At 35.4% G+C, this 22,498-nt stretch carries 17 protein-coding genes; 9 read left to right on the top strand and 8 right to left on the bottom strand.

All coding sequences use genetic code 11. From position 1 onward, the window contains the following. The first annotated feature begins 8 nt into the window (after positions 1 to 8). From SCB73_RS15835 to SCB73_RS15825, 3 genes are all read left to right on the top strand, one after another. On the top strand, positions 9 to 1,109 hold the full coding sequence (locus tag SCB73_RS15835) for a hypothetical protein (protein WP_320567171.1): 1,101 nt from the start codon (positions 9 to 11) through the stop codon (positions 1,107 to 1,109). Between the two features lie 240 nt (positions 1,110 to 1,349). After that, the gene (locus SCB73_RS15830; RefSeq protein ID WP_320567170.1) at positions 1,350 to 3,260 is read left to right on the top strand and encodes a fumarate reductase/succinate dehydrogenase flavoprotein subunit; all 1,911 of its coding nucleotides are present in this window, start codon (positions 1,350 to 1,352) and stop codon (positions 3,258 to 3,260) included. Between the two features lie 98 nt (positions 3,261 to 3,358). Then, positions 3,359 to 4,105, top strand: coding sequence for a succinate dehydrogenase/fumarate reductase iron-sulfur subunit (locus tag SCB73_RS15825; protein WP_320567169.1), 747 nt, complete (start codon positions 3,359 to 3,361; stop codon positions 4,103 to 4,105). Between the two features lie 200 nt (positions 4,106 to 4,305). Here SCB73_RS15825 and SCB73_RS15820 read toward each other — a convergent pair whose 3' ends face one another. Further along, positions 4,306 to 5,055 carry a 4-hydroxy-tetrahydrodipicolinate reductase gene (locus SCB73_RS15820; RefSeq protein WP_320567168.1) on the bottom strand — a complete coding sequence of 250 codons (750 nt, stop codon included), beginning with the start codon at positions 5,053 to 5,055 and terminating at the stop codon, positions 4,306 to 4,308. A gap of 412 nt (positions 5,056 to 5,467) precedes the next feature. Between SCB73_RS15820 and SCB73_RS15815 the strand changes: the two genes are divergently transcribed. The 4 genes from SCB73_RS15815 (at position 5,468) to SCB73_RS15800 (ending at position 9,823) form a co-directional block, all read left to right on the top strand. Then, a complete protein-coding gene (locus SCB73_RS15815) occupies positions 5,468 to 5,902 on the top strand; it encodes a DUF1810 domain-containing protein (RefSeq protein WP_320567167.1) in 435 nt (144 codons plus the stop codon). Between the two features lie 190 nt (positions 5,903 to 6,092). Beyond that, positions 6,093 to 7,547 (top strand): sulfatase family protein, encoded by a 1,455-nt coding sequence (locus tag SCB73_RS15810; protein WP_320567166.1) that lies wholly within the window; start codon positions 6,093 to 6,095, stop codon positions 7,545 to 7,547. A 270-nt stretch (positions 7,548 to 7,817) separates the two neighbouring features. After that, a complete protein-coding gene (locus SCB73_RS15805) occupies positions 7,818 to 8,468 on the top strand; it encodes a VOC family protein (RefSeq protein WP_320567165.1) in 651 nt (216 codons plus the stop codon). 62 nt (positions 8,469 to 8,530) lie between these two features. Then, the gene (locus tag SCB73_RS15800) at positions 8,531 to 9,823 is read left to right on the top strand and encodes a DUF6624 domain-containing protein (protein ID WP_320567164.1); all 1,293 of its coding nucleotides are present in this window, start codon (positions 8,531 to 8,533) and stop codon (positions 9,821 to 9,823) included. On the opposite strand, the gene SCB73_RS15795 is transcribed toward SCB73_RS15800, so the two are convergent. From SCB73_RS15795 to SCB73_RS15775, 5 genes are all read right to left on the bottom strand, one after another. Then, complete coding sequence (locus tag SCB73_RS15795) at positions 9,820 to 11,820, bottom strand: heavy metal translocating P-type ATPase (protein WP_320567163.1); 2,001 nt, start codon at positions 11,818 to 11,820, stop codon at positions 9,820 to 9,822. The two genes, SCB73_RS15800 and SCB73_RS15795, sit on opposite strands and share 4 nt — an antisense overlap. Positions 11,821 to 12,229: 409 nt before the next feature. Beyond that, positions 12,230 to 13,501, bottom strand: a complete 1,272-nt coding sequence (locus SCB73_RS15790) for an efflux RND transporter periplasmic adaptor subunit (RefSeq protein WP_320567162.1) — start codon at positions 13,499 to 13,501, stop codon at positions 12,230 to 12,232. A 2-nt stretch (positions 13,502 to 13,503) separates the two neighbouring features. Continuing rightward, positions 13,504 to 14,745 (bottom strand): TolC family protein, encoded by a 1,242-nt coding sequence (locus SCB73_RS15785; protein WP_320567161.1) that lies wholly within the window; start codon positions 14,743 to 14,745, stop codon positions 13,504 to 13,506. A gap of 145 nt (positions 14,746 to 14,890) precedes the next feature. Further along, positions 14,891 to 18,010 (bottom strand): efflux RND transporter permease subunit, encoded by a 3,120-nt coding sequence (locus SCB73_RS15780; RefSeq protein WP_320567160.1) that lies wholly within the window; start codon positions 18,008 to 18,010, stop codon positions 14,891 to 14,893. A 107-nt stretch (positions 18,011 to 18,117) separates the two neighbouring features. After that, positions 18,118 to 18,441 carry a DUF6660 family protein gene (locus tag SCB73_RS15775; protein ID WP_320567159.1) on the bottom strand — a complete coding sequence of 108 codons (324 nt, stop codon included), beginning with the start codon at positions 18,439 to 18,441 and terminating at the stop codon, positions 18,118 to 18,120. 292 nt (positions 18,442 to 18,733) lie between these two features. Between SCB73_RS15775 and SCB73_RS15770 the strand changes: the two genes are divergently transcribed. After that, on the top strand, positions 18,734 to 19,855 hold the full coding sequence (locus tag SCB73_RS15770; protein WP_320567158.1) for a hypothetical protein: 1,122 nt from the start codon (positions 18,734 to 18,736) through the stop codon (positions 19,853 to 19,855). Positions 19,856 to 19,864: 9 nt separating this feature from the next. Beyond that, entirely contained in the window at positions 19,865 to 20,641 is a 777-nt protein-coding gene (locus SCB73_RS15765) for a porin family protein (protein WP_320567157.1), read from the top strand. Between the two features lie 473 nt (positions 20,642 to 21,114). Here SCB73_RS15765 and SCB73_RS15760 read toward each other — a convergent pair whose 3' ends face one another. Together SCB73_RS15760 and SCB73_RS15755 are read right to left on the bottom strand one after the other, a co-directional pair. After that, positions 21,115 to 21,702, bottom strand: coding sequence for a chemotaxis protein CheB (locus SCB73_RS15760; RefSeq protein ID WP_320567156.1), 588 nt, complete (start codon positions 21,700 to 21,702; stop codon positions 21,115 to 21,117). Further along, positions 21,684 to 22,493 carry a CheR family methyltransferase gene (locus SCB73_RS15755; RefSeq protein ID WP_320567155.1) on the bottom strand — a complete coding sequence of 270 codons (810 nt, stop codon included), beginning with the start codon at positions 22,491 to 22,493 and terminating at the stop codon, positions 21,684 to 21,686. The genes SCB73_RS15760 and SCB73_RS15755 overlap by 19 nt, the downstream gene beginning before the upstream one ends. Between the last annotated feature and the right edge of the window lie 5 nt (positions 22,494 to 22,498).

The following is a 22,498-nucleotide window of genomic DNA, read 5'->3' as shown; positions in this document are numbered from 1 at the left end:
TTTTTACTATGAGAACATTAAAATTTGCTACATTAATTATCTTCAGTTTTGTTTCATTTTCAAAAATAACTTCCCAGACCATTCAAAATGACAGTATAAAACTGGATTATACCAAGATTTATTCGCTTGCATTAGACGGAAATCCTAAGCAGGCTTTGCCTTTATTAGCAATTGATCCTGCCAAAAAAATATCCAAAAAAGACTTAAAATTTAAAACCGATTTTGAAAACCGTTTTAAATTTAAAGAAGATAAAAGCGACTTTCTGGCTACCCGAAAATCCAAAATAGATGAATTACTAAAAATCTACAGCGATTACTGGCGCTTATCGTTCTTAGATAAAGAAAAGAAAAACGATACGCTGATTATGAAAAATGTCTTCAATTTTCTTAAAACAAAACTTCCTTCTGCACAAAAACTGACTTTCAGCGAAGACAGTATAAATGTGTATCAAAAAAAATACATTTCAAATTTAGGATATCATACTACTGGATTCGGAAAAACTGGTGGTTTGTACGATTTATTAGTTTGGAAAACAGAAAAAGATACAATCTATAAAGTCAATTATGACGGAAAGGAAACCGCTATCAAAATCTATTTCATGGATGATTTTATCACTTTAGGATGGAGCGAGTATGCCACTTTAGGACGTTATTATCCTGCAGGATGGGCTACTCAAGAAGCACTGTTTTGTGTAAAAAAAGCCTATGATTTAAAATCTGAAACATTCAGGATTAGTTATATTGGTCATGAAGGCCGACATTTTGCTGATTATAAGTTGTTTCCAAAATTAAAAGGAGTTGGTTCTGCAGATTTAGAATACAGGGCAAAATTAACCGAACTCGCTCTTTATTCAGAAGACGGATTGTATAAAAGAATACAATTCTTTATCAATAATGGAAATTACGAGAGCCAAAATGGACATTCGATTGCCGCTTATTGTGTCATAAGGGATTTATCTCGAGAACTGTTTCAAAACGATTATGAAAAAGATCTAGAAAAATGGAAAACAATTCCAGCAAAGAAAATAAATGAAGCCGCACTTAAAATTTTAGAAGAAAACACAAAATCATTGGAACAAATTCCAAATGTCGAAAAGTTTATCAAGTAATAATCCATATCGATCTCATTTGAAACAAACACAGCTTAAGAATTTAAGTTGTGTTTGTTTTTTTTACTATTCCATTGATTAACAACAAGTCATGTGAAAAATCATAAATTAAAGACACATTATTAATGTGCAAAAAATAGTTTTTTATTTACAAAATACCGATTTTTTATAGTAAATTAGATTTTCTTATAATTCCGTTTCTTGTTTAAACTTTTGTATCATTCATTTTAAACCGTAAAAATGATGGAATCAAAAATACCCGAAGGACCTCTTGCCGATAAATGGAGCAACTACAAAGCTAAAGCTAAACTTGTAAACCCTGCCAACAGAAAAAAAATGACCGTCATTGTCGTCGGAACTGGACTTGCCGGAGCTTCTTGCGCGGCTTCATTAGCAGAACAAGGTTATAACATCAAATCTTTCTGTTTTCAGGATTCTGCCAGAAGAGCCCATTCTGTTGCCGCTCAAGGCGGTGTAAATGCTGCCAAAAACTACAAAAATGATGGCGACAGCACTTACCGAATGTTTTATGATACCATAAAAGGCGGTGATTTTAGATCACGTGAGGCAAATGTGTATCGTCTTGCAGAATGTTCGGCAGCTTTGATCGATCATGCTGTAGCCCAAGGTGTGCCTTTTGCAAGAGAATATGCTGGTTATCTCAACAACAGATCTTTTGGTGGCGTTCAGGTTTCACGCACATTTTATGCACGCGGACAAACCGGACAACAGCTTTTATTAGGTGCTTACCAAGCGCTAGAACGCCAAACTGCATTAGGGAAAATCAAATTATATACCCGTCATGAAATGCTTGAATTAGTTGTAATTGATGGGAAAGCAAAAGGAATTATTGCAAGAAACCTTGAAACTGGAAAACTAGAACGTCATGCTGCCGATGCTGTTGTATTAGCTTCTGGTGGCTACGGAAAAGTATATTATCTCTCAACATTGGCAATGGGCTGCAACAGTTCGGCTATTTGGCGTGCACACAAAAAAGGCGCTTTTATGGCCGGTGTAAGCTGGATTCAGTTTCATCCTACTTCTTTGCCACAACATGGTGAAAATCAATCAAAACTTACTTTAATGTCGGAATCACTTCGAAATGATGGCAGAATCTGGGTTCCAAAAACGGCTGCTGACGACCGAAATCCAAATTCAATTCCAGAAGAAGAACGTGATTACTACTTGGAACGAAAATATCCTTCATTTGGAAATCTGGCTCCGCGAGACATTTCATCAAGAGCGGCAAAAGAAAGAATTGATGCGGGACATGGTGTTGGGCCAATGAAAAATGCTATCTATCTTGATTTTTCAGACGCCATAAAAACGCAAGGAAAAAATGCCATTGAAGCCAAATACAGTAATCTTTTTGCTATGTATGAAAAAATTACTGGAATTAATGCTTATAAAGAACCCATGCTGATTTCGCCTTCGGCACATTTTACAATGGGTGGACTTTGGGTTGATTATGAATTAATGACTACAATTCCAGGTTTGTTTGCCCTTGGCGAAGCTAATTTTGCTGATCATGGTGCAAATCGTCTTGGCGCAAATTCGCTACTACAAGCTTGCGTTGATGGCTATTTTATTGCCCCATATACAATTCCAAATTATCTTTCTGGAGAATTAAATGCGCAAAAAATAGATATTTCGCATCCCGCTTTTGAAGAAGCCGAAAAAACAGTCCGAAGACAGCTGGACCGTTTTTTACATACCAACGGAACGCTTTCAGCAGATTATTTTCATAAAAAAATTGGACGCCTTCTTTACGAGAAATGTGGTCTTTCACGAAGCCGAAACAAGCTGAAAGAAGCTTTGATCGAAATTCGCGAACTCAAAGCTTCATTTGAAAAAGACCTCAGAATTACTGGAGATAACACTTTAAACAGTGAACTCGAAAAAGCCGGCCGAATTGCTGATTATATCGAATTGGCCGAATTAATGTGTTATGATGCCTTACAGCGTGAAGAATCCTGTGGTGCTCATTTTAGAGAAGAATATCAAACGGCTGACGGAGAAGCTGTACGCAACGACGATGAATTTTGTTATGTATCGGCTTGGGAATGGAAAGGACTAAATAACGAACCCGAACTTCACAAAGAACCCCTAAAATTTGAGTCAGTAGAACTTGCAGTGAGAAGCTATAAATAAATGATGAATTGTGAATTGTAAATTATTAATGAACAATTCATAACTCATAATTCATAACTCATAATTCATAACTCATAATTAACAATTAATAATTATCTATGAAACTTTATCTTAAAATATGGCGTCAATTTGATGTTGCTTCAAAAGGAGAAATGGTAGATTATGAAATAGATAATGTTTCAGAACATATGTCGTTTCTAGAGATGCTGGATCTTTTGAATGAATCTCTTATTCAAAAAGGAGAGCGCGTAATTGAATTCGATCATGATTGCAGAGAAGGAATTTGCGGGCAATGCGGTGTAATGATCAACGGACGAGCGCATGGTCCTTTAAAAAACACCACAACATGCCAGCTTCATATGCGCAGTTTTAAGGACGGAGATACTATTTATATCGAACCTTTTAGAGCAAAAGCATTTCCTGTTTTAAGAGATTTAAAAATTGATCGCAAAGCTTTTGATTCGATTATTGCATCTGGAGGTTTTATAGGTGCTTCTACAGGTCAGGCGCCCGAAGCAAATAGTATCCCGATTTCTTATGAAACTGCCGAAGCCGCTTTTGATGCTGCTGCCTGTATTGGTTGTGGCGCTTGTGTTGCCTCATGCAAAAATGCCAGTGCCGCTTTGTTTGTTGGTGCCAAAATCACGCATCTTGCATTATTGCCACAAGGAAAAATTGAAGCTCCTAAACGCGCGGTTTCGATGGTAAAACAAATGGATGAAGAAGGTTTTGGCGCTTGCTCGGATACGAGAGCCTGCGAAATTGAGTGTCCACAGGGAATTTCGGTGCTTTCAATTGCTAAAATGAATTTAGAATATGTGAAGGCTTTGACTTTTAGAAAGTAAATAAGAGGATTGCTCGCAAAGACGCAAAGACGCAAAGTCGCGAAGCCTTATTTTTAAGTTTAAAACTTTGCGTCTTTGCGTCTTTGCGAGATTAAATATACATTGAACTTATCCTGCAACTTAGCTCAGGAAAACAAACACACTCCAATTATTTTTTCAATAAAAGACTTTGCGCCTCAGGACTTAGCGACAAAACAAACTTACACCGCAAAATAAGGCGTCAAAATATCCTCAAAATTGTAGAAACCTTTTTCTTTTTCTTTTAGATTCTCGGCTACAAAAATAACGCCGTTTCCAAAAGCTTCTCTCGAAATAGATTCGTGAATCAATCTTACCGTTTGATAGGGAAAACCAAAAATGACTTCATGTTTCCCTACAATTCCACCCGCTCTCACCGAATTTATGCTTTCTTTTTCAACATCTAAAGCTTCAGCAATTTTTACCGCGGTTCCCGAAGTTCCTTCTTTTGCTTTAAAATGTTCTTCGTTGACTTCAATATCAACCCAAGGGGCAATTTTCTTTAAAAACTTAGCTGCAAACAATAAATAATTAACACCAAGCGTAATATTTGGCGACCAAAATACTGTCGTACGCTCAGACAATTTTTTCAGAAATTTTACTTCTTTCTCTTTATAATGCGAAATTGCAGAGATAATTTTGACGTTTCGGTCAGCGGCAGATTTTCCATAAGCATAAATTCCTTCGCTTGACGAGAAATCAATAATCACATCTACAGGATGTTTTTCTAATAATTCTTCTGCATTGGTTTCTGAACTGGAATAAATTAATCCGGGTTCGTCTGATTCGATGCCAAAAAATTCAGGAACAGATCTGTGTTGCAAAACTTTGCTTTGTCTTAAAACCCATTCCAAAGAAAATTTCTTGTTTTCTAACAATATCGAAGCTACAGATTTTCCAGTTTTTCCGAATCCGATTAATCCTATTTTCATATTTTTTATTTTTAATGGGCGAAAATACCCGTTAGAAGAATTTGGCATTTTCCGAAACAAATACCGTCTTAAAAATGATTCACCACAATGGTCACAATCATGCTCTTTCGCTAAAATAAAAATTTTGCAACAGGAATACCAGTAAAAATTGATTTTTGTAACAATAAAAAAAGACGTTAGTCCGAATAATAGTGCTAAAATAAAAATAGGCTTTAATTCTGATTTTGCAATTTTTTTATTTTTTCGGCTTTTTATTCGAAATCCTAATCAGTTTGTTCAGCAAAAAACAAGCTTAAATTTTTAGTTTCGCATTTCTTTGAAAATAGCTTCAAAAAAAAGATCCCAGCGTGTACAACTAAACAATTTTTGAGTAGTTTTATGACCTGATTGCCCCAAATAAAATCAGTACAGAATGTCCTACAACAACAACGAATTAATGCGTTTTTTAGACGCACAAAACAAGCTATACCTATCTGCGCTTGCCGAAATTAAGAAAGGTAAAAAAGAATCTCCTTGGATGTGGTTTGTGTTTCCGCAGATCAAAGGATCAGGATCTTGCGATACTTCAAGATTCTACGAAATCAAAAATGCCGATGAAGCGATCGCTTTTTTGGAACATCCGATTTTAGGAAAACATCTCATCGAAATAACTTCTGAATTAATCAAAACAGAGGAAAAAACGGCAACAGAAATATTTGGAAATCCAGATGACGAAAGACTTCAATCTTGCTTAACATTATTTGCAAGCGTTCAAAATACTGAACCGGTTTTTCAAGAAGCGTTGCATAAGTATTTTGATGGATCAACCGACTTTCATACGTTGCAATTATTGTACAGTAATTTGTAATCTATTAAATAATTTATCTAAAATTAAAAATTTGTGAATACGCCCCAAAATTCACAAATTTTCTAGCCTGTTTCTATAAATGAAACAGGCTTTTTTATTTTTATTACAGCGATTAGAAATATATTTGCGCCCAACCAAACTTATACTATACGCCTTTAAACTATTTATTATCCAAAAAACCAGTAAAATCATGAAAAGAAGTTTCTTCTTACTCGTGCTTTTTGCAATTACTTCGTTGAGTATTGCGCAAAGCAAAAAGTCAAATTCAAAACCCAATATCATTATCATCAATATGGATGATATGGGCTACGGAGACACTGAGCCATATGGAATGACAGGTGTCGCTACGCCTCATTTTAATCAGATTGCTCAGGAAGGAATGCGATTTACAAACTTTAATGCCGGACAAGCGATTTGTACTGCTTCGAGAGCCGCTTTATTAACAGGTTGCTACCCAAATCGGATTGGAATGTCAGGCGTATTGCTTCCAGGCGCTAAGCATGCCTTAAATCCAAATGAAGAAACGATTGCATCGCTTTTAAAGAAAAACGGCTACAAAACTGCCAATTACGGAAAATGGCATTTGGGAAATGAATTGCCTTATTGGCCAACAAATTATGGTTTTGACGAATTTTTCGGGATTCCGTATTCACATGATGTGTGGCCAATTGATTATGATGGCTACTCAAAAGTTACAGATGCTAAAGATATGCGTTCTAGCTTCCCTCCGCTTCCATTAATCAGTAACACAACAATTATTGACACCATTGAAAATATCAAAGATGCTTCAAAACTAACTACTCTTTTTACGGAAAAAGCAGTTGCTTTTATTAAGAAAAACAAAAAAGATCCTTTCTTTTTATATCTAACACATCCTTTGCCACACGCGCCTTTAGCCGTTTCGGACAAATTTAAAGGCAAAAGCGAATTAGGGCTTTTTGGGGATGTTATAATGGAATTGGATTGGTCTATTGGCGAAATAATAAAAACATTAGATAAAGAAGGAATTGCAAAAAATACCGTTTTAATTTTAACCAGCGATAATGGTCCGTGGTTAGTATTTGGTGACAATGCGGGTTCTTCTGGTGGTTTTAGAGAAGGAAAATCGACAACTTGGGAAGGCGGTACGAGAGTTCCATTCTTAATTCGATGGCCAGGAAAAATAAATGCAGGAACCGTAAATAGTTCGCTAATGACCAATATGGATTTATTGCCTACAATTGCTTCAATTACGGGCGCATCTTTGCCAAAAAATCAAATTGATGGTTTGAATTTTGTTCCTGTTTTGACGGGAAAAACGACTTCAGGACCAAGAGACGTTTTTTATTACTATTTCGCAAATGGAGGCAATAATTTAGAAGCCATTCGATACAAACATTGGAAACTGGTTTTTCCACACAAAGGAACAACCTACAATAAAAAACTGCAAGGAAAAGACGGTTACCGTGGTGAAGGAGCTTCCACAGAATTTCCGATGGCGCTGTACGATTTAGCCCATGATCCGGGAGAAATTCGTGATGTACAACAATTATATCCTGAAATTGTAGCCGAAATCCAGAAAATTGCAGATCAAGCAAGAGAAGATCTTGGAGACGATTTGAATAATAAAGTTGGTAAGAATGTTAGAAAACCTGCTACATATTAAAATATAAATGCCCGATGATGATCGGGCTTTTTTTATTTAAATGCAGAGATTACAAAATGAAAGTTTTTACGATAATTTTACAACAATCACCTTTTGTCTTTTTGTAACTTTAATAAAATATTTAGAGCTGTAATTTAACTGCAATTAATACTTATTTGTTATCCTTTCATTGATGGATAAAATAGCGTTGCAACTTTGATATTACTGACATTCTTTAAATTTGATTGTCATTCAAAAGAAACTTTTTTCTTTTTATAAAAAATTATTGTCATGAGAATAGATCAGATACAAATCAAAACAAACGATCTTCAAAAAACGAAAGCCTTTTATCAAAACATTTTTGGACTTTTTATTCTGGAAAATGACCAAAAATCGATAACATTTCAGGCTGGAACTTCCATTTTAAAATTTGTTGAGGATAAGGAGTTTGATTCCATATATCATTTTGCCTTCAATATTCCCGAAAATCAACTGGAAGAAGCCATTCAGTGGTGCAAAGACAAAGTGGATTTAATTGTTTTAGAAGATAAAAGCGTGGTTACTCATTTTGAAAATTGGAATGCGCATTCTATTTATTTCTTCGATCACAATGGAAATTTACTCGAATTCATTGCCCGACATGACCTTAATAATGAACAAGTTGGCGAATTTAATTCTGCTTCGATTTTATGCATAAGCGAAATCGGAATTGTGACCGAAAGTCCATTCAAACTTGGAAAACAATTAATCGAAGAACACGGATTGCATTTCTTTTCTCAAAATACAAATACCGATAAATTCTCCGCCATTGGCGATCATGAAGGTTTATTAATTTTGGTACAACCCACTAGAAATTGGTATCCAACCCAAATTCGATCTGAAAGCAATCCGGTGAAAATAACTTTGGAAAATAATGACAACATAATTGAATTGAATTTTTAAAACACTCTTTTTCAGACATATAAAAATATAATTCGTATTTTCATCTTCCAAAAAGCTGAAAAATGATTTTAAAATATCTGAAACAATTTGGATTTGCCTTGCTGTTATTTAGTTTTTATACTTCTGAAGGGCAAAACAATTTGAACTACGAAGCTTTGATTGCAGAAGCTTCATTATTTCATCTTCAAAAAGATTATAAAAATGCTATTCCGAAACTGGAGAAAGCATTTTCAATTCAAGAACCAGATGCTTTAAATTCCTACAAAGCGGCAGGAATGTATTCGCTTGACGAAAATAAAACAAAAGCATTTCAGTATTTAAATTTGTCGCTAGATACTGGCTGGACCGAAGCTGATCAATTACTGATAGATCCGTATTTTGATTTTATTAGAAACAATTATCCTGAAGAATGGAAAGTCATTGCCCAAAAAGCACGTTTAAAAGAACAGGAATACGAAAAGACATTAAAAATGCCGGAACTTCGAAAACAAATTAACGCAATGGGAATTGAAGATCAAAAAATCAGATATGCAAAAATCCAGACTTCAGATCCCGAACAATTGAATGCTTTACAGCAGAAAATTAATGAACTGGATTATAAAAATTTTTCTGTTGCAAAAGAGATTCTAAGAACCAACGGTTGGCCAAAAATATCCCAAATAGGAAAAGATGGAGCTCATAATTTTTGGCTTATTGTTCAGCACTCAGATCAAGATATTCTGTTTCAAAAAGAAGCTCTACAAGAAATGAAAAAATTAAAGGAGACCAACGAACTCGACATGGAAAATTATGCTTTTTTATACGATCGAGTTCAATGCAATTTGAATTACAAACAACTTTATGGAACGCAAGTAAATTGGACACGAAATGGCAAAGCTTCTGGTTTTAGAAGAATTTTAAAAGAAAATGAAGCGGATAAAAGACGTGTTTCTTTTGGACTTTTGCCTCTAAAAATTTATGCTCTCAATTACGGTTTTATTTATGAACTTCCAACTGTCGAAAAAGCTTCAAAAAAAGATAAAAAAGATATTGATGATACCTTAAAACTTATTAATGAAGCAAAGAAATGGTACCAAACAAAAGAATTTCAAAAAGTGTATGACAATTACAACAATGCTTCTATGATTTTAGGTGGAATGACGAGTGCTCAAAACTTTGAAGCAGCAGAACTTTTTGCAAAAATTTACAATCAAACCAACGAAGAACAATTCCGAAGCATTGCTTTAGATTTTTTAAGTCTAAACCATCTTAGAGGTGATTTAAGTTTAAAAAATCTTTTATCTAATGGATCATTTCAAAAGTTTTACTCTGAAGACAGATGGAAGGAGATTGTTATTGCTTTACATCAGCATTAAAACCTCATTTTCTGAATCCTTACGGCATTCAAAATCGCTAGCAATGCCACACCGACGTCGGCAAAAACAGCTTCCCACATCGTGGCAAGTCCGCCCGCGCCAAGAATTAAGACAAAAGCCTTAACTACGAATGCCAATGTAATATTCTGCCACACAATCTTTTTGGTTTGTTTGCCAATATTGATTGCCGTTGCAATTTTGCTTGGTTTATCATCCTGAATAACCACATCGGCAGTTTCTATGGCAGCATCGCTTCCTAAACCTCCCATCGCAATTCCAACCGTACTTAAAGCAATTACAGGCGCATCGTTTACGCCATCACCTACAAAAGCAATGGTTTCGTTTTTGGCTTTAATTTCGTTGACTTTATTGACTTTATCTTCTGGAAGCAAATCGCCAAAAGCTTTTGTAATTCCTAATTTATCAGCTACGAACTGAACCACATTGGTTTTGTCTCCGCTCAGCATCGTAAGTTTTACTCCTAAAGATTTTAACTTAGAAACGGTTTCTTTGGCATCTGCTTTAATTTCATCAGCAATGGTTAAATAACCAGCAAATCTGCCTTCATACGCAATTGCAATTGTAGTGTAGACTATTGAAGATGCATCAATGTCGTATGAAATCGAATATTTATCCAAAAGTTTAAAATTCCCAACAAATAATTCTTTTCCGTTGTGTGTTGCTTTTAATCCGTGTCCTGAAATTTCTTCGATTTCTTTTAATTCTACTGAAGAATCAACTGGCCCAACATGATTATGAATGGCTGTTGCCACGGGGTGCGTGCTTCTGTTTTCAAGAGCATTTACTAGTCTTAGAATTTCGTTTTTGTCAAACTCGGGTTTTATAATGACTTCTTGAACCTTAAAAACACCTTCGGTCATGGTTCCTGTTTTGTCTACCACAACATTCTGGATTGTCGAAATACTGTCAAGGAAATTACTTCCTTTAAATAAGATTCCGTTTCTGCTTGCAGCGCCAATTCCACCAAAATATCCGAGGGGAATACTAATAACCAACGCACACGGACAAGAAATCACAAGAAAAACCAACGATCTGTAAAGCCAATCTGTGAAAACATAATTCTGAACGAAAAGCATCGGAATCAAACAAATTCCGATTGCCAAAAACACCACAATTGGCGTATAAATTTTAGCAAACTTTCTGATAAACAATTCCGCTGGCGCCTTTTTGGTTGTGGCATTTTGTACCAGCTCCAGAATTTTAGATAATTTACTATCGCTGTAAGCTGTTGTTACTTTAACCTCGGCAATTGTATTGCCGTTTATCATTCCTGCCAAAACAGTTTCGCCTTTCTTTTTGGTAGCTGGCTTACTTTCTCCTGTTAAAGCTGCTGTATTAAATGAGGCGGAATCTGATAGTAGTTCGCCATCCAAACCTAATTTTTCTCCTGCTTTTAGCTGAATAATAGCTCCAATCTGAACGTCTTTGGCTTTTACTTTTACTGCAACATTGTTTTCTAAAACATGAACCTCATCGGGACGCTGATCCAATAGACTTTTAATACTTGATTTTGCTCTACTAACTGCCATTCCCTGAAAAGTTTCGCCTATAGTATAAAACAGCATAACAGCAACACCTTCTGGATATTCTCCAATGGCAAAAGCGCCGATTGTGGCAATAGACATGAGGAAAAATTCAGAGAAAATATCTCCTTTTAAAATGCTTTCGTAAGCTTCTCTTAAAACGGGAAGTCCGATTGGAAGATACGCGATTGCATACCACGCAATTCTGACATAACCTGTAAACCAGCTTTGGGGAAAATAGTTATCAAAACCAATTCCTATTAGCAATAAAACAAATGATATAATTGATGTCAGAAATAGTTTGAAAAGTCCCCCTTCAACATTATGCTCATGATCGTGTCCTTCGTGATCATGTCCTTCATTATCAATATGCACAGGCTCGTCATGTGAACAACAGCAAGACGGCTTGGCTTTATTTTTTGTGTTTTTCACTTCTTTATCTTGATGTATCATTTTTAGAGTTTCAAGTTTAAAGTTTCAAGTTTTAGATTCGAGAAACTTTGTTTAAAATAATGTTCTAAATTTAAGCATTTTGTGGTAAAGTTTATTGCCACAAAGGCGCTAAGCCTCTATGTTTTTTTTTAAAGTCTGATGGAGTTAATCTCGCAAAGTCGCAAAGACGCAAAGTTTTTTCTCGTTTTATGTCATTTCGACGAAGGAGAAATCTCCACAAGTAGCTCTGCTCCCAAAATCCAATCTTTGTAGAGTTTCTCGCGGAGATTTCTCCTTCGTCGAAATGACAAATAGATCGTTTATTCTCTATATCAAAAACTTTGCGTCTTTGCGCCTTTGCGAGCAAATTTAATTCCAGCATAAAAAACTCAGCACCTTAGTAACTTAGAACCTTAGCTTCTTAAAAAAATTAGTGTGTATGCTCTCCTCCGCCTTTCATCACAGAAAGTAGATAAAATGCGCCTTTTGTCACAATTTTAGCATTGGCTGGAATATCATTTACGAACTTCACTTCGGTAAAACCTAAATCGGTTGTTCCTGGGATTACTTCTCTGGCTTTAAAATGCACTTCTTCTTCGTGAGCTTCTTCTTTTTCTCCTTCTTTGTGATCGTGTTTTTCTTCTACTTGTCCTTCCTCCTGTATAAACACAAAATATTTATCAGCATTTTTGACAACGGCATCTTTTGGAAGCGCTGGGACAGTTGCATTAACAATATTAATATTCGCAGAAACATACATTCCCGGAATCAGGCCTTTTGCATCAGCAGGCTCAATTTTAGCATGAACGGCAACCGTTTTGCTTTCGTTAGAAAAAGATTTATTGATTCCGAAAATCTTTCCTTTAATCGATTTATTTGACTGATTCGTTAAGACAAAATCAATTACCTGACCAATCGAAATGGAACCTAAATCTTTTTCATAAACGTTCAAATCCAAATGCATCTGACTGTTATCAACGACTTCAAAAAGCGAAACTCCTGTATTCGCAAAAGCGCCTTTCGCAATATTGATTTTTCCAACAAAACCATTTATCGGAGAAACAATTGGCACAACTGATGTCGTTCCTTTTGTATTAACATGTAAGGCATCCAATTTGTTTTTTGCCGCCTGTGCGCGGGCTCTTTCTGCAGCTAATTTGGCTTTTACCTCCTGAAAAGTTTTTCTCGGATTGACATTTTCGTCGCTTAAAGTCTTCTGACGGTTATATTCTAACTGCAAATATTCCACATTAGCCACAGCCGACTGATAATCTTCCTGCATTCCGATAACTTCCAGATTCTGAATCGTTGCTAAAACTTTCCCTTTATTTACATATGTTCCTTCCAAAACAAAGATGTCTTTTACTGTTCCACCAATTAAAGTCGAAACTTCAGCTGAATTTTGCGGAGGAACTGTCGTATATCCATTCGCTTTAATGATTTTATTCAGATTTCGATCTTCTACAATTCCTGTTTCAATTCCGATTGTTTTGTATTGAGAAACGGTTAAAGCCACTTCTGTAGTTGACTTTTCTTCTTCTTGTGGTTCTTCTGCTTTCTTTTCATTGCAGCTTAAATTAACCGCAAAGAGCGCAAAGACTCCGCAAAGGACACAAAGTTTTATTCCTTTGTGGACATTGCGTTTTATCTTTGCGTGCTTTGCGGTTAAATCTTCAGTTAAATTCATAAATATATTTTTCATGATTAATTGTTTTTGATGGTTGGGAATTGAAGTTCTATGGCGCTTTGATTATAGCTGTGCGTTGCCTCGGCAAATTGTTTTTTAATATCAATCGCCTGATTCAAAAAACTGATGTACGACCAATAACTCATATCGCCATTGGCATAACTTTTTTGTGCTGTTTCGATAATCTGATCGGCATAATGTAAACCTTCATTTTGGAAATACGCTAAATTTTTCTGTTGTTTTTGAAAGTTATTCTGCAATTCTTCTCTTTGCAAATTCAGAATCATTTTATTTCGATCTAAAGCCAGTTGAGACTGCGAAACACTAATTTCTGCTGCTTTTGCTTTGGTAGTATTAACACCTCCAAACAACGGAATCTGCAATCCTGCTGTAAATCCCTGAAACAAAGATTCGGTATTTATCGTCTGAGCAAAATATCCTAAACCAACTTTGGGTGTTCGCAACGCCTTAAATGTTCCCACTTCTTTCTGATAAACCGAAATCTGTTGCTGATAAAAATCGGTCATTAAAGTCTCAGCTTTTGTATTTTCCTGATTTTCGATAAAAGTATATTGCAAAGCAGTATTTGAATCCGGAATTACATTTTCATCTGTCTGAATGAAAAACTGCAATTGTTTCTGATAAATGGCCAAATCGTATTCCAATTGCGCTTTCTGGGTTTCAATTTCCTTTACTTTTGCTTTAGCGCTTATTACTTCAATGTTTCCACTTTCCCCTGTTTTAAAACGTAGTTCTGCATTTTTTAGGAATTTCGTGTAAATATCATTTAATTCTGTATTGAGTTTCTGAATCGAAACACCATACAAATATTGATAATATGCCAATGTCACGGCTTTTTCAATTTCATACGAAGACAAAGCTTTTCGTTTTTCTGCCAATTTTGCCAATTCTTCCTGCAATTGTCGATTCGCTTTTGTAATGTTTCCTAAAGGAAAAAACTGCTGCACCGAAACGTTATGGTCAAAATCGGCACTATTGAACTGACCGCCTTGATACTGTACTTGTAAAGGATCTGGCTGAAAAGCTACTTTTTTGAGAACGGTTTGTTTCTCAATTTCTTTATCAGCAATTTTTAAGTCGATGTTGTTTGATTTGGCAAGTTCTATGGCTTTTTCTAGACTGATAGATTGTTGTGCAAATGTTGCTGTTCCTGCTATTAGAAATGCAATTAACCGAAATCTGGATAACCATCTGAAGCAGAGATTTTTCGATTGATTTTTATATTTTAAATTTTTCATTTTTATCATTTTTGTCTCCCGCAGATCTTGCAGATTAAGCAGATTTTTTCTTTTTAAATTAATCTGCCAGATCTGCTTAATCTGCGAGAAAAATTATTTTCTGCACGTAGTAATAAATTATCTAATTATCAAATTTTCTCATTTACTAATTATCTCTGCGGTTAAACTTCTCCAACAATAAGTACAAAATCGGCAGAACGATTAAGGTTAATAAAGTTGCAGAGATTAGTCCGCCGATTACAACCGTTGCTAAAGGTTTCTGCACTTCTGCTCCCCCGCTTGTGGATAATGCCATTGGAAGAAATCCTAATGAAGCTACTGCTGCGGTCATTAAAACAGGACGCAAACGTGTTTTAGTTCCGATCAAGATTCTCTGAAACGGATCTGAGATTCCTTCTGCTTTTAATTGATTGAAATACGAAATCAGTACAATTCCGTTTAAAACTGCAATTCCAAATAAAGCTATAAAACCAATTCCAGCCGAAATACTAAACGGCATTCCTCTTAGCGAAAGCGCAAAAACACCTCCGATAGCCGATAACGGAATCGCACTAAAAATCAGCAGTGCTTGTTTGGCACTTTTAAAAGTAAAATACAGTAAGACCAAAATAAGTCCTAAAGCAATTGGCAATGCTACAGAAAGCCTTTTCGATGCTTCAATCAGATTTTCAAATTGTCCTCCATAAGTCACATAATAACCTGCAGGAAGTTTAAAGTTTTTATCCAATTTTACCTGAATTTCTTCGACAACGCTTTTAATATCTCTTCCGCGAACGTTTAATCCCACAGTGATTCTGCGTTTTCCGTCTTCGCGGATGACCTGCACAGGACCTTGCTCATATTCAACAGAAGCCACTTGAGAAAGTGGCACTTGCTGGCCATTTGGAAGCGGAATAAACAAATTGCTTACATCTGTGATGTCTCCACGATTGTTTTCGTCCATTCTTACCACAACATCAAACCTTTTGCTTTCGTCATAAATCTTTCCGGCACTTTCACCTGCAAAAGACGAACGGATGATTTGATTGATATCTGAAATATTGAGTCCGTAAAGAGCAATTTTATCGTAGTCGTATTTAATGGTAATTTGAGGCAATCCTGTCACCTTATCCGCTTTTAAATCTCCGATTCCTTCAATTCCTTTTATTTTCGAAATTAATTCTGTGGCTTTTGCGTCCAGAATTTCCAAATCATCGCCAAAAATTTTAATGGCAATATCAGATCGGCTTCCTGTCATTAACTCATTAAAACGCATCTGGATTGGTTGAGAGATTTCGATAGTGGCTCCGGGAATTATTTCCATTTCCTTTTTCATGGCATTGGCCAATTCTTCCCAATTATGATATTTTCCTTTCCATTCTTTTTTGTCTTTTAAAACAATAATCAAATCTCCGCTTTCAATCGGCATCGGGTCAGTCGGAATTTCACCGCTTCCAATTTTGGTTACAATGGTTTTAATTTCTGGGAATTTGGCTTTCAGAATCTGTTCGTATTTTGTTGTAGTTTCGACCATCTGCGTAAGCGAACTTCCCGTCATAATGGTTGCATTAATTGCCAAATCGCCTTCTTCGATTGTTGGGATAAATTCGCCTCCCATATTTTGGAAAATAATAAAAGCAAGAGCAAAAAGTCCGACAGCAACAGAAAGCACAACTTTTTTAAATTCTAGCGCTTTTTTCAATAATGGCGTATAACGGCTTTCTAACCACGCAATCATGCGGTCACTGAAATTTTCTTTGTGTTCTGTTTTTTTCGAAAGAAACAAAGCACTCATCATCGGAATATAAGTCAGCGAAAGAATAAATGCTCCAATAATTGCAAAACCAACTGTCATGGCCATTGGTTTGAACATTTTTCCTTCGGTTCCAATTAGTGCCAGAATTGGCAAATACACAATCAGAATGATAATTTCTCCAAAAGCTGCGCTATTTCTAATTTTTGAAGCCGAATTGTAAACCTCAGCATCCATTTCTTCCTGCGTTAATTCTTTTTTATTTTTGAATTTCTGCAGATGATGCATCGTGGCTTCTACAATAATTACGGCACCGTCGACAATGATTCCAAAATCTATGGCACCGAGACTCATTAAGTTTCCGCTTACGCCAAAGGCATTCATTAAAATAACGGCAAACAGCATTGCCAGCGGAATTACTGAAGCGACAATCAATCCCGCACGAAGGTTTCCTAAGAATAAAATCAGAACAAAAATTACGATTAAAGCTCCTTCTAATAAATTCTTTGTAATCGTTTTAATGGAATTATCAACGAGTTTTCCTCTGTCAATAAAAGCTTCGGCAACAACGCCTTCCGGAAGACTTTTATTGATTTGCTCCATTTTTTCGTGAACACGATTCACAACGGCACTGGAATTTTCTCCTTTCAGCATCAAAACCATACCTGAAACGATTTCTCCTTTTCCGTCTTTAGTAGATGCTCCATAACGCAATGCTACGCCTTCACGAACCTGCGCTACATTTCGAACCAAAACTGGCGAACCATTTCGATTTTTTACTACTACATTTTCAAGATCTTTAATGCCTTTCGCCATTCCCACACCTCTTATAAAATAGGCATATTGGTCTTTTTCAATATAGGCTCCACCGGTATTTTGGTTGTTTTTTTGTAGCGCATCAAAAATTTCTGTGATGGTAATTCCTAAACTATTTAATGTATTAGGGTTCACCGCAATTTCAAATTGCTTTAGTTTTCCTCCCCAAGCAGTTACTTCGGCAACACCTGGCACTCCTTGCAATTGCGGAATAATGATCCAATCCTGAATGGTTCGCAGTTCTATTGCACTGTATTTGTTTTCGTAGCCTTTTTTAGCATACACATCGTATTGATAAATTTCGCCCAAACCTGTAGAAATTGGCGCTAATTCAGGAGAATTTACATAATCTGGAATATTTTCCTCAGCTTCTTTTAAGCGTTGAAAGATTTGTTCCCGCGCCCAGTAAATATCTACGTCGTCTTCAAAAACGACAGTTACGACTGATAACCCAAAACGGGAAATACTGCGGAGTTCTATTACATTAGGAACTGTTTTAACAGCTCTTTCTAAGGGATAAGTTATTAATTGTTCGACTTCCTGACTAGCCAATGTTGGTGCTGTTGTAATAATCTGAACCTGATTATTAGTTACATCTGGCAGAGCGTCGAGTGGTAATTTTTTAAGCGAATAGCTTCCCCATGCTATGAGTGCAAGGGTAAATAGTAGTATGACGAATTTGTTTCGTATACTAAACTGAATGATTTTATCTAACATTTGAATCTATAATGACGTGAGAAATTAGACAATTAAATTGCCTGTAAAAATGTGGAAAGTCCACAACTCTCTCGCCCATTTTCAAAACATTGAAATGGGCACAATCATTATGCTATTTGAGGGGGTTGCCAAATACTTCCGTAGAAATTGGAAATAAAGACAGAATTATAATTTGGTAATGGATTAGTAATCAAACTGCTTGGCAAAGAAAATTGAAAAACGGCAACGGGCTGGTAACTTAAAACTTGTGCTCCGCAACAATTGCAAGCACAAAATGGAGAGCACAAATCATTGTCTTTGTCATGAGTATGGCTGTTTTCAGAAGAAAATTGAGCTGTTTTATGCATAGCACTATTCACTTCCATATCTGCACAAGGCATATTTGAGAGTGCCATCAAGTAAATTGATAATAATGCTGCTATCCATTTCATACCGTAAAAATACTATTTATTTTCGAAAAAAATTAAATAACTGATACTGACAAATGTAAAAAATACAACGCAATTTGAGCAACACAAAAATTATTTTTAGCTTAATTAACACTTTCTAAAAAATTATTGCTTGTGGTAAGAAAATTTCGTTAACTTTAACATTAATTAACATTTTTAAAAGCCTTTAAACCTAATTTAAAAAAACCTACTTTAAGCATATTCAATAGAAAGATTATCCAAAATTATTAGTACATATATTTTTCGCAGTTTATTAATTAAATACCACAAATAAATGAAATGCAATACACTAATATCAGCCTTTTTATTATTATTCAGCCTACAAATTTTCGGACAGGTTTATACCGATAAAATTGTAGGAAAAAAAAATGAAGATTTAAAAGACAGCCTCAAAGTCGAAAAATATCCATACGCTCTGCCAATTTGGGGAGAAAAAGTAGCTCAAAAAGGATATAAACTTCCTTATTCTGCAGGTGTTTCTGTAAATTGGTTTTGGCAGGATTCTGAAATTGTTATCAATGATTTAAATATTGGATTTAATCATGGCCCCCAATATAACTTAGATGAAATCGTTCGTTTTGATAAGTCTTCCGTAGAAGCAACAGCCTTAACTATTAGACCAGATATTTGGTTATTGCCTTTTTTAAACATTTATGGAATTTTTGGAAAAGCCAATACTGCTACTAAAATCAATGCCGGCATTTGGATTCCTGATGCCAACAACAATTGGTCTGAAGTTGCCAATTTCAGCACAAGGGCAAATTTTGACGCCACAACTTTTGGTCTTGGTATGACGCCAACAATTGGTATTGGAGGCGGATGGCTTGCCTTAGATATGAATATGGCATGGACCGATATCAGCTCACTTGACAAACCTGCTTTTTCCTATATTTTTGGGCCTAGACTAGGTAAAACATTTAAATTCAATAAACCAGAACAAAATATAGCAGTTTGGGTTGGAGGTTTCAGAGTTCATATCTCTGGTGATACTAATGGCGATTTGCCTTTGTCCGATTTTATTGATTTAAGCACTGCTCAGGCGAAAGTAGATAGCGGCCTTCAAAAAGTATCAGAAAATCAGACAAAAGTAGACAACTGGTGGGACAGTTTAAGTCCGGCGGAACAAAAAAATCCGGTTAATATAGCCAAACATAATACAGCTGACAGAGCCTTAGAAAGAGCCGGAACCTTCCTAGCAACTCTAGACGGAGCATTAAGCACAGCCGAAAATTCTTCTGTACAATATTCATTACAAAAGAGACCAAAAGACATGTGGAATTTTATTATTGGATCTCAATACCAATTCAACAAACATTTTATGTTTCGTGCTGAATGTGGTTTCTTGGCAAGCCGTACACAAGTATTAGGAAGTTTGCAATACCGTTTTGGACTGTAATTCATTTATATGAAAAAAAGTATATTCATCGTCATCACTTTCTTTTGTATTTCATCGGCACAATCACAGGTATTGATTTCTTTAATTTTTGGAGACAAGCTTAACTCAGAGTTTTTGGAATTTGGTCTAGAAGGCGGTGTCAATTTCTCTACCATTTCAAATATGAATGCTTCAGGAACCAATCCGGGTTTTAATCTTGGATTTTATTTTGACCTTCGATCAAAAAAAAATCCAGCTTGGATGATTAATACTGGTGTAATAGTGAAATCTCCTATGGGTGCACAAGGAATTCCAGTTTATCCAACTGGTGATACAAATCTAGACAATACTTTTGCCGGAGGAAGCGTGAACCGAGAAATTCGCTATTTTAATGTCCCTATTTTGATTAAATATCAGTTTAAAAACAGAATTTATGTAAAAGCTGGGCCGCAGTTTGGTTTATTGGCGAAAGCGTTTGATGAATTCAAAACTGAATATGAAAAAGATGATGTACTCTACAAAAGAAATATCCGCGATCAAATTCATGTTATTGATGCTGGACTTGCAGCAGGTCTTGGCTATCACTTAAATGTTGGAAACGGACTTAATTTTACGGTACAATATTATTATGGCCTCGTTACGGTAATGAAAGGCGATGGACCCAATAATCAATTTAATAGATCGTGGTACATTACTGCTGGAATTCCTATTGGAAAAGGAAAAGCGGCTCAAAAACGAGCTGAAAAAGAAGCAGAATTGAATAAAATTATTCTTCCTGAAGATGAAAAACCAGCGCCGAAAAATTAAGTAGCCTGTTTAGAAATAACGAAAAAAAAATTTAAGGTTTGAATGCAAGATTTCCAAAACCTTGTAAGTGTTCGTAAATACGAAAATAACACCTGCAAGCTGGATTATCAAATTTGATTAAACTTGTAAAAACTCATTAAAGCTGTTTTTTATCCCGCTAGGGATTTAATATTGGTAGAAATTAGTTTTACCGAATCGCCATTTGTCCCGTAGGGACTACATTTTGCATAAATCCAAATAAAAATGGCATTAAACATATAGTCCCTAGGGGACAAAATAGAAGTGGGATATTTTTTTTCTACCAATATTAAATCCCTAGCAGGATAGAAAAACGAAAGAAATTTTTTAATTTATATCTTTTAAATTTCACATCTCAACTACCAGATTTTAAAAAACTTGCAAAAAAAGAAAAAAAAGTTCTAAATAGTTGTTTCTCATTCAAAAAAACAAAAAAATCGAACTGAGATTCTGGTCTATTTCGTATTTATTGAGGCAATAAAATGAAGGATTTCCTGTGTACTCAAAATAAAATCTGGATTTGTATATAAAATAGCATTATTTGGCATGAAAGGCATTTCGGCAGAAAGCGGATTTTGAACTGCAATTGTTCCTCCCATAGCTTTTATGGCTTTCAAGCCTTCTGTGCCATCAGTATTTGAACCTGACAATAAAATTCCAACTAAGGAAGATCCGTAAATTTCTGCAGCCGATTCAAAAGAAACATCTATACTTGGACGGCTGTAATTTATTTTTTCGGAAGTATCTAAAGCCAGAATTCCTTCTTTTTCAAATAGCAAATGATAATTAGAAGGTGCAATATAGATATAACCTGGCAAAAGAGGTACCTTATCCTCAACGGGTTTTACTTTTATATTTGATTTCAGAGTTATTAAGTCTTCTAAAGTTTGATCATCGGTGCTTTTTCGATGAAGAACAATAACTAATGAAAAATCATTTAATTTTATCAATTCAGGCAAAATTAGCATCAAAGCATTTAGACTTCCTGCTGAACCGCCAATAATAACTACTTTACAATCTGATATTATTTTATTTTCCTCCATATTTTATCTTTATCCAATTGTTTGTATTTGTTTGGAGCTATAGAATATTTTATGGTTTCTTTTGTGCCTAAAGCCAAAAATCCAAGAACAGCCAGACTTTCATCAAATAGATTGATGACACGCTTTTGCAAATCAGCATCAAAATAGATCAAAACATTTCGGCACAAAATCATGTCAAATTCATTGAAGGAGGTATCTGAAACGAGATTATGCTGTGAAAAAACCATTTTTTGTGCCAACTCTTCATTAAACTTCGCAATTCCGTAATTAGCGGTATAATAACTTGAAAAATCTTCCTGACCACCTGCATCGCGATAATTCTGGGAGTATTCTTTCATCATTCTTAATGGAAAAATCCCTTTTTTAGCTGTTTCCAAAACTGTTGCATTAATATCTGTCGCATAAATTAAAGATTTATGCAATAATCCAGCTTCTTTTAGCATGATCGCCATGGAATACACTTCTTCGCCAGTAGAACAACCCGCATGCCATAAACGAATGAATGGTTTTGTGCCTAATAATGGTAAAATTTCGTTTCTGAGCACAGCATAAAAGGCTGGATCTCGAAACATTTCGGTCACATTCACCGTAATTTCATCGACCATTCTCTTATAATATTCTGAATCTGAACGCACTTTTGAAAGAAATTCAGTAAAATTTGTGAAGCCATCCAAATGAAAAATTCGGTTTACTCTCCTCTTCAGCGACGCGCGCGAATAACTTCCAAAATCAAATCCATAGTATTCGTAAACCTCATTGATAAGTGTTTCTAGCTCAATATCCTCAATCATATTTT

Origin of the sequence: Flavobacterium sp. KACC 22761, from assembly GCF_034058155.1 — a bacterium.
Classification (GTDB): Bacteria; Bacteroidota; Bacteroidia; order Flavobacteriales; family Flavobacteriaceae; genus Flavobacterium.
The sequence above is the reverse complement of the archived record's forward strand: the minus strand, read 5'-3'. Positions and strand labels throughout refer to the sequence as shown.

Coding starts and splice junctions, on each gene's coding strand:
- SCB73_RS15835 (WP_320567171.1), top strand. CDS start 9: ATGAGAACATTAAAATTTGCTACATTAATTATCTTCAGTTTTGTTTCA.
- SCB73_RS15830 (WP_320567170.1), top strand. CDS start 1,350: ATGATGGAATCAAAAATACCCGAAGGACCTCTTGCCGATAAATGGAGC.
- SCB73_RS15825 (WP_320567169.1), top strand. CDS start 3,359: ATGAAACTTTATCTTAAAATATGGCGTCAATTTGATGTTGCTTCAAAA.
- SCB73_RS15820 (WP_320567168.1), bottom strand. CDS start 5,055: ATGAAAATAGGATTAATCGGATTCGGAAAAACTGGAAAATCTGTAGCT.
- SCB73_RS15815 (WP_320567167.1), top strand. CDS start 5,468: ATGTCCTACAACAACAACGAATTAATGCGTTTTTTAGACGCACAAAAC.
- SCB73_RS15810 (WP_320567166.1), top strand. CDS start 6,093: ATGAAAAGAAGTTTCTTCTTACTCGTGCTTTTTGCAATTACTTCGTTG.
- SCB73_RS15805 (WP_320567165.1), top strand. CDS start 7,818: ATGAGAATAGATCAGATACAAATCAAAACAAACGATCTTCAAAAAACG.
- SCB73_RS15800 (WP_320567164.1), top strand. CDS start 8,531: ATGATTTTAAAATATCTGAAACAATTTGGATTTGCCTTGCTGTTATTT.
- SCB73_RS15795 (WP_320567163.1), bottom strand. CDS start 11,820: ATGATACATCAAGATAAAGAAGTGAAAAACACAAAAAATAAAGCCAAG.
- SCB73_RS15790 (WP_320567162.1), bottom strand. CDS start 13,501: ATGAAAAATATATTTATGAATTTAACTGAAGATTTAACCGCAAAGCAC.
- SCB73_RS15785 (WP_320567161.1), bottom strand. CDS start 14,745: ATGAAAAATTTAAAATATAAAAATCAATCGAAAAATCTCTGCTTCAGA.
- SCB73_RS15780 (WP_320567160.1), bottom strand. CDS start 18,010: ATGTTAGATAAAATCATTCAGTTTAGTATACGAAACAAATTCGTCATA.
- SCB73_RS15775 (WP_320567159.1), bottom strand. CDS start 18,441: ATGAAATGGATAGCAGCATTATTATCAATTTACTTGATGGCACTCTCA.
- SCB73_RS15770 (WP_320567158.1), top strand. CDS start 18,734: ATGAAATGCAATACACTAATATCAGCCTTTTTATTATTATTCAGCCTA.
- SCB73_RS15765 (WP_320567157.1), top strand. CDS start 19,865: ATGAAAAAAAGTATATTCATCGTCATCACTTTCTTTTGTATTTCATCG.
- SCB73_RS15760 (WP_320567156.1), bottom strand. CDS start 21,702: ATGGAGGAAAATAAAATAATATCAGATTGTAAAGTAGTTATTATTGGC.
- SCB73_RS15755 (WP_320567155.1), bottom strand. CDS start 22,493: ATGATTGAGGATATTGAGCTAGAAACACTTATCAATGAGGTTTACGAA.